Raw genomic sequence first — 14,142 nt, 5'->3', positions numbered from 1 at the left:
CCGCGCGTGCTGGTCGTCGGCCCCCCGTCTCCGCGACGTCCGCGTCCGACGCTGCTGGCTCAGCAAAGCCGCCCCGTGCTACGGGTCTCGCATGAGCATCAACGCGCGCGCGGTGCGCATTCGTGAGCATGGGGGCCCCGAGGTCCTCGCGGTCGAAGACGTGCAGGTCCGGGACGCTGGAGCCGGGGACATCCGCGTGGCCGTGGCCGGGGCGGGGCTGAATCGAGCCGACACGCTGCAGCGGCGTGGGTTCTATCCCGCGCCCCCCGGCGTGGCGCCCGACGTGCCGGGGCTCGAGTTCGCCGGCGAGGTGGAGCAGGTGGGTCCCGGCGTGAGCGAGTGGAAGGTGGGCGACCGCGTCATGGGCATCGTGCCCGGGGCGGGTATGGCGACGCACGTGGTCACGCCCGCGCGCGAGGCTCTCCGCGTGCCGTCGTCGCTCTCGCTGACGGACGCGGCCGCCGTGCCCGAGGCGTTCCTGACGGCCTTCGACGCGCTGTTCGAGCTGGGCGGTCTGCGCCAGGGGGAGCTCGCATTGATCCACTCGGTGGCGAGCGGGGTCGGCACGGCCGCCATCCAGCTCTGCAGGGCCGCAGGGGCCCGCAGCGCCGGGACGTCGCGCACGGCCGAGAAGCTTGCGCGCTGCACCGAGCTGGGGCTCGACTACGCGCTGCACACGACTGACGCGCGCTTCGCCGACGAGCTCGCCCGGCTCGCGGGAGCTGGCGCCGACGTGGTGCTGGACACCGTAGGGGCCGCCTACGCCAACGAGAACATCAAGGCGCTGGCGCTGCGCGGCCGCGTGGTGGTGATCGGCCTGATGGGCGGCGTGAAGGCCGAGTTCAACCTCGGCGCCCTGTTGCCAAAGCGCGCGCGGGTCGAGGGCTCCGTGCTGCGCAGCCGCGCGCCGGAGGAGAAGGCCGCGCTGGCGCAGTCGTTCGCCAAGCACGTGCTCGGGGGCTTCGACAGCGGCGCGTACCGGCCCGTGATCGACGCGACGTTGCCCATGACGGACATCGTCGCGGCGCACGCGCGCATGGACGCCAACGAGACGTTCGGCAAGCTCGTCATGGCCTGGTGACGGCCTCCGAATCGGACCGCGGACCGGCGCTGTGCGCCTCATGCGCGAGCGCATGGTTGTCGAGGCGCCGCACGGCAGATCCCTGACGGGGAGCGTGCGGGATGGGCCGCCGTGTAGACTGCCAGGATGCCCACCGGACCTACTTCGCTGAGTCCTTCTCACATGGGTGAGGCACTCGTCGCGGGGCTGATTGGTTCTGCCGACAGCCTCGGGGACCTCCCCGTTCGCAATCCGGCGCGTCCAACGGTCGCGATGGTGCTTTCCGATTTCGTCGACTGCAAGGTGCGCCCCCGCGCCCTACCGAATGCGTCGCTCGAGAGATCGGCCAACTCGCCACGCTTCGATGGACAGCATCAGATCGACTGCGCACTGGTCCTCGAGTGCGAGGTCGTCGCGATGGAGCTGAAGCTTGGGCGCACGCGACTCAGCCCAGCCGACTTCGCGGATCGCTTCGTGGGCAACGAGGTACGGCTCACGCACGGAAACACTGCCCTCGCGGGGAGCATGGTGGCGCTCTTGGACGCGAATGGGCGGGGAGGGGCCGCGGTTGAGCTGAAGCTCCGCGCATGTGACCGACCAGTACGGCAGGAGTGGTTGCTGGTCCTTCTCGAGGATGTCTGGGACGCGTGGACTCGCGTCCCGGACCTACTGGCAAGGCTGAAAACCCGTCAGATGGCGGGGGTCATCACGCTGGAGGACCTCGTCCGCCACGTGGGGGTCGAGCGTGCCCGAGAGGTTGGGCTGGGAATCGCGAAGGCGTCGATCGACTCTTGGTTCGAAGGACTGACGTTGTGACTGAGCGCTTCGGAGAGGTTGGTGTTCGACCCCGCGCCATGCGCCGTACGACGACCCGTGTCTAGCAGCCCGCTGAAGAACTACCCTTTCCATCGCGCCAGCAACCGGGGCTCAATTGCCGCACGGTGAGGGAGCAGAACCTCGATGGTTCTGCGACCGAGGCGTGCGGCAAGTGGGCCTCGGGCTGCAAGCGAGAGGAAGGGAAGGTTCTTCAACGGGCTGCTAGGGCGCCGGTATCCCGCTGGTCGTTGCATCCTCCACCCTCGAGGCGGTCTCGGACCAGTGACAACGCCCCGTGCGACTGCGCGTTGGCTGACCGCTCACCTGCGGCGCGAGCTCGACCGGCGCTTCTTGGGGTCCAGCGTGAGGCCCGACTCCACCAGCTTGCGCAGCGCCTCTTCCATGGCGCGCGCGAAGAGCAGGCTGACCGCGCTCCGCGCCGGGGCGCGCACGGCGGCGATGGTCTCGCGGATGGCCTCGGGCGTGCTGGACGTGCCGAAGCCGCGCCCGGCGTGCGCCATGAACAGCTCCACGAGGTCCCGCGTGAGGGCCTTGGCGTGCTTCTCGATGATGTCGCCCGCCTCGGCCGCGAGGTGCACGTCCACCCCGGCGCCGTGGGCCTGCCGCAGCACCTGCAGCATGCCCGGGCTCTGCACCAGGTAGCGGTCGCCGCGGCGCTCCACGAGGCCGAACTCCACGGTCAATGCGAGGGTGCCCGTGGGCAGGCCCGTCAGCGCTTCGTTCAGCTCGTCGGCCGACATGACCACGGGCGCGTCCTCCGACCAGGGCATGGCGAGCTTCTCCTCGAGGCCCAGCCACTCGCCCAGGTCGAGGTCGCCGCGGTCGATGCGGCTCATCAGGTCGCGGATGGCGCGGATGCTCAGCCCGCGGTCCTTGAGCATGCCGATGGCCTCGAGCCGCTCGACGTGCGCAGGCCCATAGTAGGCGGTGCGCCCCCGGATCTCGGGCGCCATGAGCGCGCCCTTGGCCTGGTAGAAGCGGATGGTGCGGCTGGGGGTGCGCGTGTGCGCGGCCAGCTCGTCGATGGTCATGCTCTCGGGGGAGGGCTCGTCGGACCCTGCGCTCATGCTGTCTCGTACACCATCGCGCGGGTCTGGCGCTACGCCCTCGGCCTCATGCGCCGCGTCGTGGACGTCCGACACGTCCGGCGCGTCGTCCGTGCTCACCGCGCTGGCTGCGGTTCCTTCGGCCAACATCACGCGGCCGCCCGCAGGGCTTCGACCGGCCCGCTCAGCCGCGCGATCTGCGCGAACGCCTTCTTGAGTGTGCGGGGCCAGCTGTCCGTGTGGTAGCGCACGCCGTGCTCGGCGCAGATGGCCCGCACCTCGGGCGCGATCTTGCGCAGCCGCTGCGTCGGGAGCTTGGGGAACAGGTGGTGCTCGATCTGCCGGTCGAGCGCCCCGCAGAACACGGACAGCACGTGCGGCACCTCGAAGTTGTTGCTGGCCTCGATCTGCATCTCGTACCAGTGCCCCTTGCTCTTCGGGCGTGTGCCCTCGGGGTAGGTCGCCACGTGCTCGCCCACGTGCCCGCAGTAGATGGTGGCGGCGCTGTACACGTCGCGCATCACCTCGCTGAGCCAGTTGCCGAGCAGCACCTTCCAGAAGAAGGGCCCCGCCAGCAGTGGGAACAGCACGTACTCCTTGGCGTAGTAGGGCACGTACTTGCGCATCACGCGCTTGAGCACGTCCTTCTTCGTCGCGGCGCTGCGGTCGTGGATGAAGTCGAACTCGCTCTCACGACCGTTGCCCTGCAGCAGGTCGACCGCTCCGGTGAAGTGCAGGTTCATGAGCGCGCCGAAGTTCGGGAACAGCACGAACAGCGTGTAGAAGAGCTGCAGGCGATGCGAACGGGTCCAGGGCGTGTCCTCGGTGAGCCGGACCGGTCCGAAGTGGATGTCCGGGTCGCGCCCCGCCACGTTGGTGGCGCCGTGGTGGCGGCCGTTGTGCCCGCGGTGCCACGAGCGCTCGTCGATGGGGACCTGCCAGTTGAAGCCCTCGGAGTGGTAGCGGTGCTCACCGGGGATCTTGTCGAAGGCGCCGTGCAGCACGGTGTGGCCCACCTCGGTGGCCTGCAGCTGCTTGTGCACCCACAGGGCGCCCACCCCGAGGCTGAAGAGGATGGGCTCGAAGCTGAAGTGGATCAGGGCGCGACCGATCACCTCGGCGCTGCGCGAGATGCGGTCCACGCGCCGGATGTAGAGCAGGTCTTCTTCGCCCACGGCGGCCTCTTCGCGCAGGCGGATGGCCTCGAGGGCCTTGGCGAGGCTGTCATAGCGCTCGCGCTCGTCGGCGAAGGTGCGCTCCGAGCGGCTGTTGGTGGCGAGGGCGACCTGATCGTGGCGGTTCAGGGGGAGGTTCATGGGTGTTCTCCTTGTCGGCGGGCCGCGCTGGCGAGCTCCGCGGGAACGGACGCATAAACTGCGTCATCTGTGTATGAGACAGTTATGAGCGTGACAGTGAATAGTGTCAAGGTTGTTTGTGTCACATTGTGTGAAATTCGCCTTGCGGGGTTGGGCGGCTACACTGGCGGGATGCGCCACGCCGCCACTCTGGGGATCTTGTTCGCGGCTCTGCTGGGGCCCTTTGGCTGCGTCGACTCGTCCGAGGCTCCGCCCCCGCCCCCTACCGTCGATGGGAGCACGGACGGGTTCGTGCGGCCGCCGGTTGGTCCTGGCCAAGACCAGGGACACCCGTCGGACGGCGGCGGCGACGGCGGCGGCGTGGGGTGCCTCAACGACCCGCAGGACGTGCGCGTGCTGTTCGTGCTGGACCGCTCGGACACGATGGCGGAGTTCACGACCGGCGGAGACGGAGCAGCGCTGAACGTCGTCGCCAGCACCGCCGCAGCGGACTTGATCGCGTCATTGCCCGATACGTCCCAAGCGGGCCTCCTGCTGTTCCCGAGCCAGACCTTCGACGAGCCCGACTGCCCCGGCGTGGACGCGCTGGCTCAGCAGTATCCTTTGCGTGAGGCGTCTTCGATGGAGGGAGTCCTGCGGGCGCTGTGGAGCATGCAGGGCGTCATCTTGGGCAAGCCCCGCGCACGCGCCATGCAGCGGGCCGCAGAGGGCCTGACGGAGACCGACCTGAGCGACACGCTCGTGGTGCTGTTGACGGACACCTCCAGCGGCTGCGTCGTCTCGGGCACCACGGACGGGGTCCTGGATCTGGAAGCGCGCGGCGCACGTGTGGTCACCGCCACGCTCGCCACGTCGTCGGCCCCCGCCTCGGGTGTCACGCCCGCGCGCTACAGCACGGCGAGCGAGGTGTTGGCGGCGCTGCAGCCGGCCCTCGATGCCGTGCGCTATCGCTGTGAGACGCCATGACCCGACTCGAGCGCGCCCGCGCGCCGTTGCGGATGGCGCTGGCAGCCGGCATGGTCGGCATCGGCGTGCTGCACTTCGTGCTGCCGGAGCCCTTCATGCGCATCGTCCCACCCTCCTTCGGCGACGCGCGCTTGCTCGTGCTCGTCAGTGGTGCGTTCGAGGTGCTGGGCGGCGTGGGGCTGCTCCTTCCGCAGACGCGCCGGGCGGCGGCGTGGGGGCTCATCCTGCTCTACGTGGCGGTGTTCCCGGCGAACATCTACATGGCGCTGGAGGGCATCCAGATCTTTCCCGAGCACCCCGCGCCCGAGTGGGCAGCGTGGCTGCGGCTCCCGTTCCAGGCCGTGTTCATCGCCTGGGCCTACCTCTTCACGCAGCCGGAGCCCGCGGCCGTGCAGGCTGGGTCAGGGGCACCGCCCGAGTCGGCGTGATGGCCGGGCTCGGCGCGCGATCGTCCCACAGTCGGTCTAACGCGGTGGCTGGCGCCTGTCTCACCCGAGCCGCGCTGGTGCTGTGCGCGTGCGCGGCCTTCGCGTGCGATCGCCCCGCCGGGGAGGACCACGCCGAGGTGGTGGTGCCGAGCGCGCGGGCGCAAGCCCCCACCCGCATCGCGACGCGCGACCTGCCCGCAGATGCACGCCGCGTGGTAGCGATTGGCGACGTGCACGGCGACCTCGCGGCTGGTCTGACGGCCCTGCGCACAGCCGGGCTCATCGACGGACAACAGCGCTGGAGCGGTGGCGACACGGTCATGATCCAGGTGGGTGACCTCCTGGACCGCGGGGACGGCGAGGCCGAGCTGATGGACCTCTTCGAGCGGCTGCGGGACGAGGCGCCTTTCGCGGGCGGGGAGGTGCACCTGCTGCTCGGCAACCACGAGCTGATGAACGCCGCTGGCGACCTGCGCTATGTGACGAGGGGCGGCTTCGAGCAGTTCGCGCGCACGCCGCCGCACCCCACGCACGAGGCCGATGTGCGGCGTGCCCCACAGCTGGCCCATGGCCGCCTCCGTGCGTTCCTGCCGGGTGGGCCCTACGCCCTGCGCTTGGCGACCTACGGGCTGACCTATCGCAGCGGTGATGCGGTCTTCGTGCACGGCGGCGTGCTCCCCGAGCACTGGAGCGAGCTCGCCGGGATGGAGCGCGAGGCGCAGGCTTGGCTGCGCGACGAAGGTCGGGTCCCCTCGGGGGTAGCGTTGCATCCCGACAGCCCGCTGTGGACGCGCCGGTATTCGGTCCGCCCAGACGCGCGCGTCTGCGCCGAGGTGGGGCGCTCGCTCGACGGGGCCGGGCTGCGACGCATGATCGTGGCCCACACGGTGCAAGACGACGGCATCACGGCCTATTGCGGGGGGCGCGTGATCGCCATCGACTGCGGCATGAGCTCGCACTACGGCGGGCCCGTGGAGGTCATCGAGCTACGCGCGGGGCGGGCGCGGGTGTTGTCTGCGCGCGGGGCGCCTCGCGCGCTCCCCGAGGTGGTCGCGGACTGAACGGTTCCCGTTGCGGATCCTCCGGTGGCGACGCGCACTACGCCGACGGAACGCGTCATGGGAACCGGTGCGCAGGTGGCCCTCACGCCTCGCTCGCGGTGCGGAGGTGCCCGTAGCGATGGTGGATGCGGCTCACGGTCTGCTCCCGCAGCATGCTCAGCAGCTCACGGCGTCCGCTCGCCAGCACGGGTTGGTCGAGCACGTCGACGCGTCCCACCTGCGTTGCAGCAGCGTCGCGCAGGCCGGGAGATGCACCCAGGACGCGCACGCGTCCGACGACGTGTCCTTGAGCCACCCGCGCCGCAAACGCGTCGTCGGACTCTGCGCGCGGGCCCTCGGCGTAGCTCACGCGCGGACCCACACCGGCCGTCTGCGCTGCGCCCAGGACTCGCTCGACTTCGACCGGGAGCGCGCCGCGGCCTACACGCACGGTCATGTCGTCCACGGGCACGTAGCGCAAGAGATTGGACTCCGACGAGAGACCGCTCGGGTCGTGCGGAATACCCAGGTCGGTCGCCCAGCAGCGCGCGTCGTCTGCAAAGGCCCACGCGAGCCATGCGCTGGGGTCGCGCTCTCGATCGGGCACCTGGTGCGCGTCGTCACACCACACGCCGAGCTGGGCGACGTAGTTCGGGCCGCCGGCCTTGGCGCCAGGCCCCACGCACGACGCCTTCCAGCCTCCGAAGGGTTGCCGTCGCACGATGGCCCCGGTGATGGACCGGTTGATGTAGGCGTTGCCCACCTGCACCCGCTCCAGCCAGTGCGTGATCTCCGCATCGTCCAGGGAGTGGAGCCCACCCGTGAGCCCGAAGCGCACCGCGTTCTGGAGCGCGAGGGCGTCGTCGAGCGTGTCCGCCGTCATCAGGCCCAGGACCGGTCCGAAGCACTCCGTGAAGTGGAAGTGCGAACCCGGAGTGACGCCCTCCTTGAGGCCAGGTGTCCACAGCGTCCCGGCGGCGTCGATGCGTCGGGGAGGCACCAGCCACCGCTCGCCAGCATCGAGGGTCGTCAGCGCGCGCAGTAGCTTCCCGTGTGGCGGTTCGATCAGCGGACCCATGACGGTCGCGATGTTCGTCGCCGGCCCCACGGCGATCGAACGCACGGCGTCGACCAGCTGGCGGCGAAAGCGCGCCCCGGTCGCCTTGCGGGGGTCCGCCACGGACCCGACCAGGATGACCAGCGAGCACGCGCTGCACTTCTGCCCCGCGTGACCAAACGCCGAGCGAACGACGTCCGCCACCGCGAGGTCCAGATCGGCTGCGGGCGTTACGACGATCGCGTTCTTGCCCGAGGTCTCGGCGAAGACGGGGCGCTCTGCCCGGAGCGCGACGAAGCGTTGCGCGGTGTCGATGGCGCCCGTGAGCAGCACCCGCGAGATGCCTTCGTGTGTGACGAGGTGCTCGCCGAGCGCGTCGTCGGGGACGCGCACGAGCTGTGCCACGAGCGGGTCCACGCCCCGCTCCACGAGCCCTGCGTGGACGCACTCCATGGTCACCTCGAGGCAGCGTGGGGTGGGCGGGGGAGGCTTGGCGATCACGGCGGACCCGGCCGCGAGCGACGCGAGCACTCCGCCCGCGGCGATGGCGCAGGGGAAGTTCCACGGCGGTGTGACCAGCGAGACGCCTCCGGGTACGAAGCGCGCGCCTCGCACTGTGTCCAGCTCGAGCGCGCGGTCCGCGTAGTAGGTCGCGAAGTCGACCGCCTCGCTGACCTCGGGATCGGCCTCCGCCACGGTCTTGCCCGCCTCGTGCACCATCACGCGCACTAGCTCCGAGCGAGCGCGTTCGAGCTGCCGGGCCACCGCACGGAGCGCCTCGGCGCGCTGCTCGCCCGGAGCGCGTGCCCACGCGACCTGCGCGCGCAGCGCGTCGTCCACCGCTGCATCGACGGCCGCGGTGGACGTGAGCATGGCGGTCCGTAGGGCCAGCGCGTCGGGGGGTGTCGAGACGAGCGCACGCGCCCATCGTCGATGCTCGGCGACCGTGGGGTCCGTATCTTGCGCGTTGCGAAACGTCGTGTGCTGTCCTACGCGACGGAGACCACGGTGGGGCGTGACATGTGCAGGTGGTGATGACGCGCCCGCGGTGACGGAAGCGACGAAGGCGCGCTCCTGGGCACACATCGCAGCGTTGGGCGCCCCCGTGTCGTGCTCCGTGGCGTGCATCGCAGCGTCGGATGCCTCTGCGTTGCGCTCCGTGTGGGCCCGCGGGAGGTCGTCCGAGACGAGCGGCGGGACGTCGACGTCCGGCGCGAAGAGCGCGTACAAGAAGTTCTGCCGCGCGGCGTTCTCCTCCAGTCGGCGGACGAGGTACGCGATGGCCACGTCGAAGTCCGAGGCCGCCACCACGGGCGTGTAGAGCACCACACGGCCCCCATGTACCGCCATCTCGTCGCGTACCGCGCGCGCCTGACCCGGGGCCATGCCCTGCAGCATCTCGACGTCGAGCATGGCGGCGATGCCGCGCGCACGCGCCGCCAGGATGGCGAGGGCGACGTGGTAGAGGTTGTGGCTGGCCACACCCACGCGGAGGCCCTCGTGTTCCGAACGCAGCGCGAAGTCGAGCAGGCGGACGTAGTTGGCGTCGACGTCGGGCTTGTTGTCGTAGGGGGCCAGCGGCCACCCGCGCAGCTCGGCCTCCACGCGCTCCATGGCCAGGTTGGCCCCCTTCACGAGTCGCACCTTGATGGGCGCGCCTCCGGTCCCCGCGCGTTTCGACGCGAAGGCCGCGAGCTGGTGCAGCGCGGGCAGCGCGTCGGGCAGGTAGGCTTGGAGCGCGATGCCAGCCTGCAGTCCGTGGAGCTGCGGCTGGGACAGCACCTCGACGAACGCTTCCAGGGTGAGCGCGAGGTCGCGGTACTCCTCCATGTCGAGGTTGATGAACGTGCCGTGCTGCAGGGCCGCGGTGTAGAGCGGAGACAGGCGCTCGACCACGCGTGCCCGGGACCCCTCGAGGTCCCACGGGTTCAGCTGCGAGACCACGGCGGAGACCTTCACCGAGACGTAGTCCACCTCGGGGCGTCGCACGAGCGCGAGCGTCCTCTCGAGGCGGGCGCGCGCCTCGTCCTCGCCGAGCACTGCCTCACCGAGGAGGTTCACGTTCAGCGCGAAGCCTCGCGCGCGCGTCCGGGCGAGGTGCCCGCCGAGGCCGCTCCCCGCGTCAGCCACCAAGTGCCCCACGAGCTGACGCAGCCGCGCACGCGCGGCTGGCACCACGAGCCAAGGCGCGAGGGTTGCCACGCGAGCGCCGAGCTGTAGCAGCCGACGGTCGACGGGACCGAGGATCGCGCGCGCGCCCGTCGTCCGGGAGGCGAGCCGGCGCAGCGCGCGCGCCGAGACCTGCACGTCCTGTGGCCGCGCCACGTCGTCCACGAAGCGCAGCGCAAACTCGAGCCCCGCGGGGCTCGCGACGAGCGCGCCCAGCCGCTCGGCGGTCTCACGGTCTCTTGCGTCGACGCCCAAACATCGGTCGTCGCTCAGCCACCTCCTCGCGAGTGCGATGGCGCTGTGCGCCAAGGAGTGGAGCGCGGCGAGCGGGGGGGCGGAGGGTTCGGGAAAGGCGTTGGGGTCGGAAGACTCGCGGGCAGCGAGCTTCGCTGCGTCGACGTGATTCACTCCTTCACTCTGGTGGCTCAGAGGATGTTTGTCGCGCGATTTCGTGGGCGCGGTCGTTTAGGCGATCACCCATGACCGCTTCGCAGATGCGGAGCGCCCGCGTCCGCCTCAGCGGCCGCCCACGGGTATCAGGTGCACGCGCTCTCGTCCGTCACCGCGGATGAGTTGGGTCGACTTCTCGCGCGTCTCGCCCACCGCGAAGCTCGAGACGCGCGACAGCGCGCCAGTTGCATACGTGCCCGAGACGGCGACGACGAGGTGCGAGCGCTCGTCGCCTGGTGTGAAAGCGACGTCGAGCGTGCGCACGTCACCGCGCGCGACGTCGCCCACGTCGAGCATGCCTCCACGCGTGACGACGAGGCCGTCGACCCCACCGACGTGCACGGTGACGTCCTGCGCGTCGGCGTCGAAGCGCAGGTGGACGCGCGCGCTGCTCGCTGCGAGCGCTGCGTCCACGGTGACGGCGGCCCCGGGCTTGGCGTGTACGTCCTGCTCGGGCGCAGGCGTCGACGACGCGGCGTGAGGGCTGCTGCACGCGCTGGTGGCGAGCGCGAGCGCGCCAGGGAGACCGAGGAGCGCGAGGAGTGTCGTTTGGTTCATGATGCGCTGCTCCTCAGGGGGCGATGGTGAGGTCGACGGTGTAGCTTCCGGGAGCTCCACGGAAGCCGGTCAGTGTGAGCACGTACGTCGCCCCCGAGACGGTGGGAGCACTCAAGCTCTCCGTGCCTCCGTCCAGCCATGCGTCTGCGGAGGCGACGAGCTGCCCCGTGCGGTACAGGGAGATGCCGACGTCTTCCGACGCGTGGCCGGCAGATACAGTGAGCGTGGCGCCCGTCCCCATGAAGACGAAGTACTGGTTCTGAGCGCGCCGGTTCGCGTCCTGGCCGCCCACCAAGTCATGGGTGCCCGTGAACGGGACCGTGACGTTCGTGTACATCGCCGCGAGGTCGGGGTCGCCCGCGCCGAAGTCGCTCGTGATCGGACCGATGTCGTAGAAGGCGAGCAGGGTGTCCACGTCGGCCGCGTTCACGCCCGGCTGCGCCTTCAGGCCCGCGATGAACGAGCCAATGGTCCCGAGCGCGTCGGTCGTGCGGTGCGGCCCGGCGAGCGCGTCGTAGAGGGGCCCGAGCCCGAGGGCGACCGTGTCATGTGCCTCGCTCGCGCCCGAGTCGAAGAGGTCGTAGACGATGCGCATCACGCTGAACTCGGAGAACGGACCGGGCGTGGTGTCGTCCGTCGGCGTCGGTGGCGTCTCCACGTCCAACGAGAAGCCCGTGAGGGTGCTGCCTGCCCAAGCAGTGTCCGCATACACAGGGACCCCGAGCGTCAGGCCCGCCATGGCGTCGGCGAGGCCCTCGTCGAACGACAGTCGCGGGTCCAAGACGGCTCCGGGCGCGTGGTCGCCCCCGAGGCCGTCGACGCGCCCCAGCTGATCCTCGAAGTAGTGTGTCCACTCGTGGGCGAGCACGCCCGCGTCGAATTCGTCCGTGTCGACGCCGTCCTTGCCGAGCACGTAGATCTCGCGGTCTGCGCGCCTGAAAGACGAGGTGCCGATGAAGCCGTTCGCGTGATCGCCGGCCTCTGGCACGTTGTCCGGGCTCCAGTTCACCTTCAGCGGCTGGAACGTGACCGTTCGCACGGCGCGGAAGGCCTGGGCCGTCGCGTATATCGTGTCTAGGATGGCGAAGGGCGCCGCGACGCGCGTCCCCGCGTCGAAACTCGTGCCGTTCCACCCGTGCGTGGCGTGCAGATCGAGCGTCCCGTTCTCGGCCTCTGCGAGGGGGCGGACCATGCCCCACACGGCGTCCCCGTTGGTGTTGTCCTCGACGCGAATCGGCGGCAGCGTCGTCTCCGACAGCACCGCGACCTCGAGGCCCTCCGGGGCTGCTTGGAACTCGAGCATGTACTGGCCTTGTTCGTCCGTGTTCGTCGTCGCGATGACCACGGCACCGCGCCGCACCTGCACGATGGCGCCACGCACCGGCCTCGCGCTCGCGTCGGCGAACGCGAGCGTGACCGCCGGTGTCGTGGTCACGGGCACGTAGTCGTAGGTCGCGCTGCCCTGGACCGTGATGGTGTCGACGTTCGGACCCGCGTCGACGTTCAGACCCGCGTCGGGGTCAGGATCGGGTTCGGCGCTGCCCTTGCAGCCGAACGTGACGGCGGACGTGACCGCCAGCACCGAAAAGAGCACCGCGCCGCGGCCGGCACACCGCGGTACGCGAATGGGGGAATGCATGCGCCCCGATAGCACGGACGGCCCCGGCCCTGTTCCCCAAAACATCGGGGCGTCCACGTGTCCGCGGGTGTCCTCACGCTTTGGGGCAATGGCACCACGCCAAACGCCCGTGACCGCGGCGGGGCTGGGTGGCGCTCGGCGTCCGCTTCGGGCGCGTCCACGTCGTCGGACCTCAGCGGGCCGCGGCGACCCGGCGCTCGGCCTCCGCCTTCAGCGCGCGGCCCACGTCGTCGAAGCCGCGCTGCATCGCGCCCCCGAAGAACCGGATGATCACCGGCCGCAGGAGCCCACCGATGTTGTCTTCGCACACGTAGCGGCAGCGGCCCTCGCCGAGCGCGACGACCTCCTGGGTGCGGTGCCCGCGGCCCCACTCGGGGCGGCCCATGTGCATGCCCCACGCGACGCGGCGCCGCTCCGCGCTCAGCTCGGTCACGAACTCGCGCTGCGCCTTGGTGTAGTACGGAAACAGGCGCACCTTCATGTCGATGGGGGCACCGAGCTCGAGGGTCGAGACGGCCACCGGTGTGAACGGGTTCCAGTCGCGGTAGCGGGGCAGGTCGGTGATCAGGGAGAAGACGAGCTCGGCGGGCGCGTCGATGTCCGTCACGCTGCGGACGATGGTCTCTTCGGGGGTCTGGGGCATGGCAGGATCTGCTATCACGGCGTGAAGGTTCGCGGCGCACGAACGTCTCCCGACCCATCGGACCTTGACACGGTGTCCCCATTTGGGGAATAGAGCCCTCGAACCCGTTCCGGATGAGCCTCATGAACTCCACTCGCTCCCTCCTCCTGGCCTCCATCACGCTGGCCAGCGCGCTCACCTCCGGGTGCTACGGCTTCTTGCCCGGTCTCGAGGGCACCCAGGCTCCCCCCGATCCACCCGGCGTCAGCGTGGCCGAGGTCCGCCTCACGCAGATGCCCGATCGTCGGCAGCTGGGCGCGTACTACTGCGCCGAGCGCCTGGGGCGCTTTCTCTGCGGCTTCATCGGGGACGTGCCGGCCGAGAGCGAGATCCAATTCCTGTTCGACCTCGAGCTGGTGCTGACCAACCGCAACCCCATCCCGCTGCCGGTCGTGTCCGCGCTCGTCGGGTTCACGGCCTTCCCCGAGACCGAGGCCAACCAGACGCTCGGCAGCGTGTGCATGACGTTCTGCGAGGACCCCAACAACTGCGCTCAGTCGGCCAGCTCGTGCGACTCGGACGAGCCCGAGATCCGCAGCCGCGAGGACTTCGCCAACGCGGCGGTCAACTTCCTCATGTCCGTTGCCGTGGGCGAGCGCAACTTCAGTGACCTGCGCGTGCGCACGGTCCCGGCGGGAAGCGAGCTGCGCTTCATCGTGCGCCTGCAGCTGGACCCGCGGCAGATGATCACGCTGCTCCGCGAGGCCACGCGCAACCTGATCGACCTGCTGCGCAACCGGCAGATCCCCGAGTTCGTCATCCCGTACCGCATCGAGGGCTCGGTGTGGGTGTCGGTCGAGAACTTCGGCCGCTTCGCCGCAAGCTTCGGGCCCTACGGCAACGAGTGGCGCCTGCGCGACGCGGTCAACAACTGAGCTACGCCCGCGCCCGCCG

The 14,142-nt window shown here is 70.4% G+C and carries 12 protein-coding genes; 6 read left to right on the top strand and 6 right to left on the bottom strand.

Features of this window, described 5'->3' with window-relative positions:
- The first annotated feature begins 91 nt into the window (after positions 1 to 91).
- Together H6726_06845 and H6726_06840 are read left to right on the top strand one after the other, a co-directional pair.
- Positions 92 to 1,081 (top strand): NAD(P)H-quinone oxidoreductase, encoded by a 990-nt coding sequence (locus H6726_06845; GenBank protein MCB9657355.1) that lies wholly within the window; start codon positions 92 to 94, stop codon positions 1,079 to 1,081.
- 162 nt (positions 1,082 to 1,243) lie between these two features.
- On the top strand, positions 1,244 to 1,876 hold the full coding sequence (locus H6726_06840) for a hypothetical protein (GenBank protein MCB9657354.1): 633 nt from the start codon (positions 1,244 to 1,246) through the stop codon (positions 1,874 to 1,876).
- A gap of 320 nt (positions 1,877 to 2,196) precedes the next feature.
- Here the strand turns inward: H6726_06840 and H6726_06835 are convergent, their stop codons facing one another.
- Both H6726_06835 and H6726_06830 read right to left on the bottom strand, forming a co-directional pair.
- Entirely contained in the window at positions 2,197 to 3,063 is an 867-nt protein-coding gene (locus tag H6726_06835; GenBank protein ID MCB9657353.1) for a MerR family transcriptional regulator, read from the bottom strand.
- Positions 3,064 to 3,092: 29 nt separating this feature from the next.
- Complete coding sequence (locus tag H6726_06830; protein ID MCB9657352.1) at positions 3,093 to 4,259, bottom strand: acyl-CoA desaturase; 1,167 nt, start codon at positions 4,257 to 4,259, stop codon at positions 3,093 to 3,095.
- A 171-nt stretch (positions 4,260 to 4,430) separates the two neighbouring features.
- Between H6726_06830 and H6726_06825 the strand changes: the two genes are divergently transcribed.
- The 3 genes from H6726_06825 to H6726_06815 are packed head-to-tail and all read left to right on the top strand — an operon-like array spanning position 4,431 to position 6,714.
- Positions 4,431 to 5,225 carry a hypothetical protein gene (locus H6726_06825; protein ID MCB9657351.1) on the top strand — a complete coding sequence of 265 codons (795 nt, stop codon included), beginning with the start codon at positions 4,431 to 4,433 and terminating at the stop codon, positions 5,223 to 5,225.
- On the top strand, positions 5,222 to 5,653 hold the full coding sequence (locus tag H6726_06820; GenBank protein ID MCB9657350.1) for a hypothetical protein: 432 nt from the start codon (positions 5,222 to 5,224) through the stop codon (positions 5,651 to 5,653). Before H6726_06825 ends, H6726_06820 begins: the two co-directional genes overlap by 4 nt.
- Positions 5,654 to 5,697: 44 nt before the next feature.
- Entirely contained in the window at positions 5,698 to 6,714 is a 1,017-nt protein-coding gene (locus H6726_06815) for a metallophosphoesterase (GenBank protein ID MCB9657349.1), read from the top strand.
- 82 nt (positions 6,715 to 6,796) lie between these two features.
- Here H6726_06815 and H6726_06810 read toward each other — a convergent pair whose 3' ends face one another.
- The 4 genes from H6726_06810 to H6726_06795 all read right to left on the bottom strand — a co-directional run bounded on the left by H6726_06810 (position 6,797) and on the right by H6726_06795 (position 13,209).
- A complete protein-coding gene (locus H6726_06810) occupies positions 6,797 to 10,327 on the bottom strand; it encodes a proline dehydrogenase family protein (GenBank protein MCB9657348.1) in 3,531 nt (1,176 codons plus the stop codon).
- A 108-nt stretch (positions 10,328 to 10,435) separates the two neighbouring features.
- On the bottom strand, positions 10,436 to 10,927 hold the full coding sequence (locus H6726_06805; protein ID MCB9657347.1) for a hypothetical protein: 492 nt from the start codon (positions 10,925 to 10,927) through the stop codon (positions 10,436 to 10,438).
- A 13-nt stretch (positions 10,928 to 10,940) separates the two neighbouring features.
- The gene (locus tag H6726_06800; protein MCB9657346.1) at positions 10,941 to 12,401 is read right to left on the bottom strand and encodes a hypothetical protein; all 1,461 of its coding nucleotides are present in this window, start codon (positions 12,399 to 12,401) and stop codon (positions 10,941 to 10,943) included.
- A gap of 337 nt (positions 12,402 to 12,738) precedes the next feature.
- Positions 12,739 to 13,209: an SRPBCC domain-containing protein gene (locus tag H6726_06795; protein ID MCB9657345.1), complete on the bottom strand. Its 471-nt coding sequence runs from the start codon at positions 13,207 to 13,209 to the stop codon at positions 12,739 to 12,741.
- 122 nt (positions 13,210 to 13,331) lie between these two features.
- Between H6726_06795 and H6726_06790 the strand changes: the two genes are divergently transcribed.
- On the top strand, positions 13,332 to 14,123 hold the full coding sequence (locus H6726_06790; protein ID MCB9657344.1) for a hypothetical protein: 792 nt from the start codon (positions 13,332 to 13,334) through the stop codon (positions 14,121 to 14,123).
- The last annotated feature ends 19 nt before the right edge of the window (positions 14,124 to 14,142 follow it).

The organism is Sandaracinaceae bacterium (assembly GCA_020633055.1).
In the GTDB taxonomy this organism is placed as follows: Bacteria; Myxococcota_A; Polyangia; order Polyangiales; family Houyiibacteriaceae; genus JADJJE01.
The sequence above is the reverse complement of the archived record's forward strand: the minus strand, read 5'-3'. Positions and strand labels throughout refer to the sequence as shown.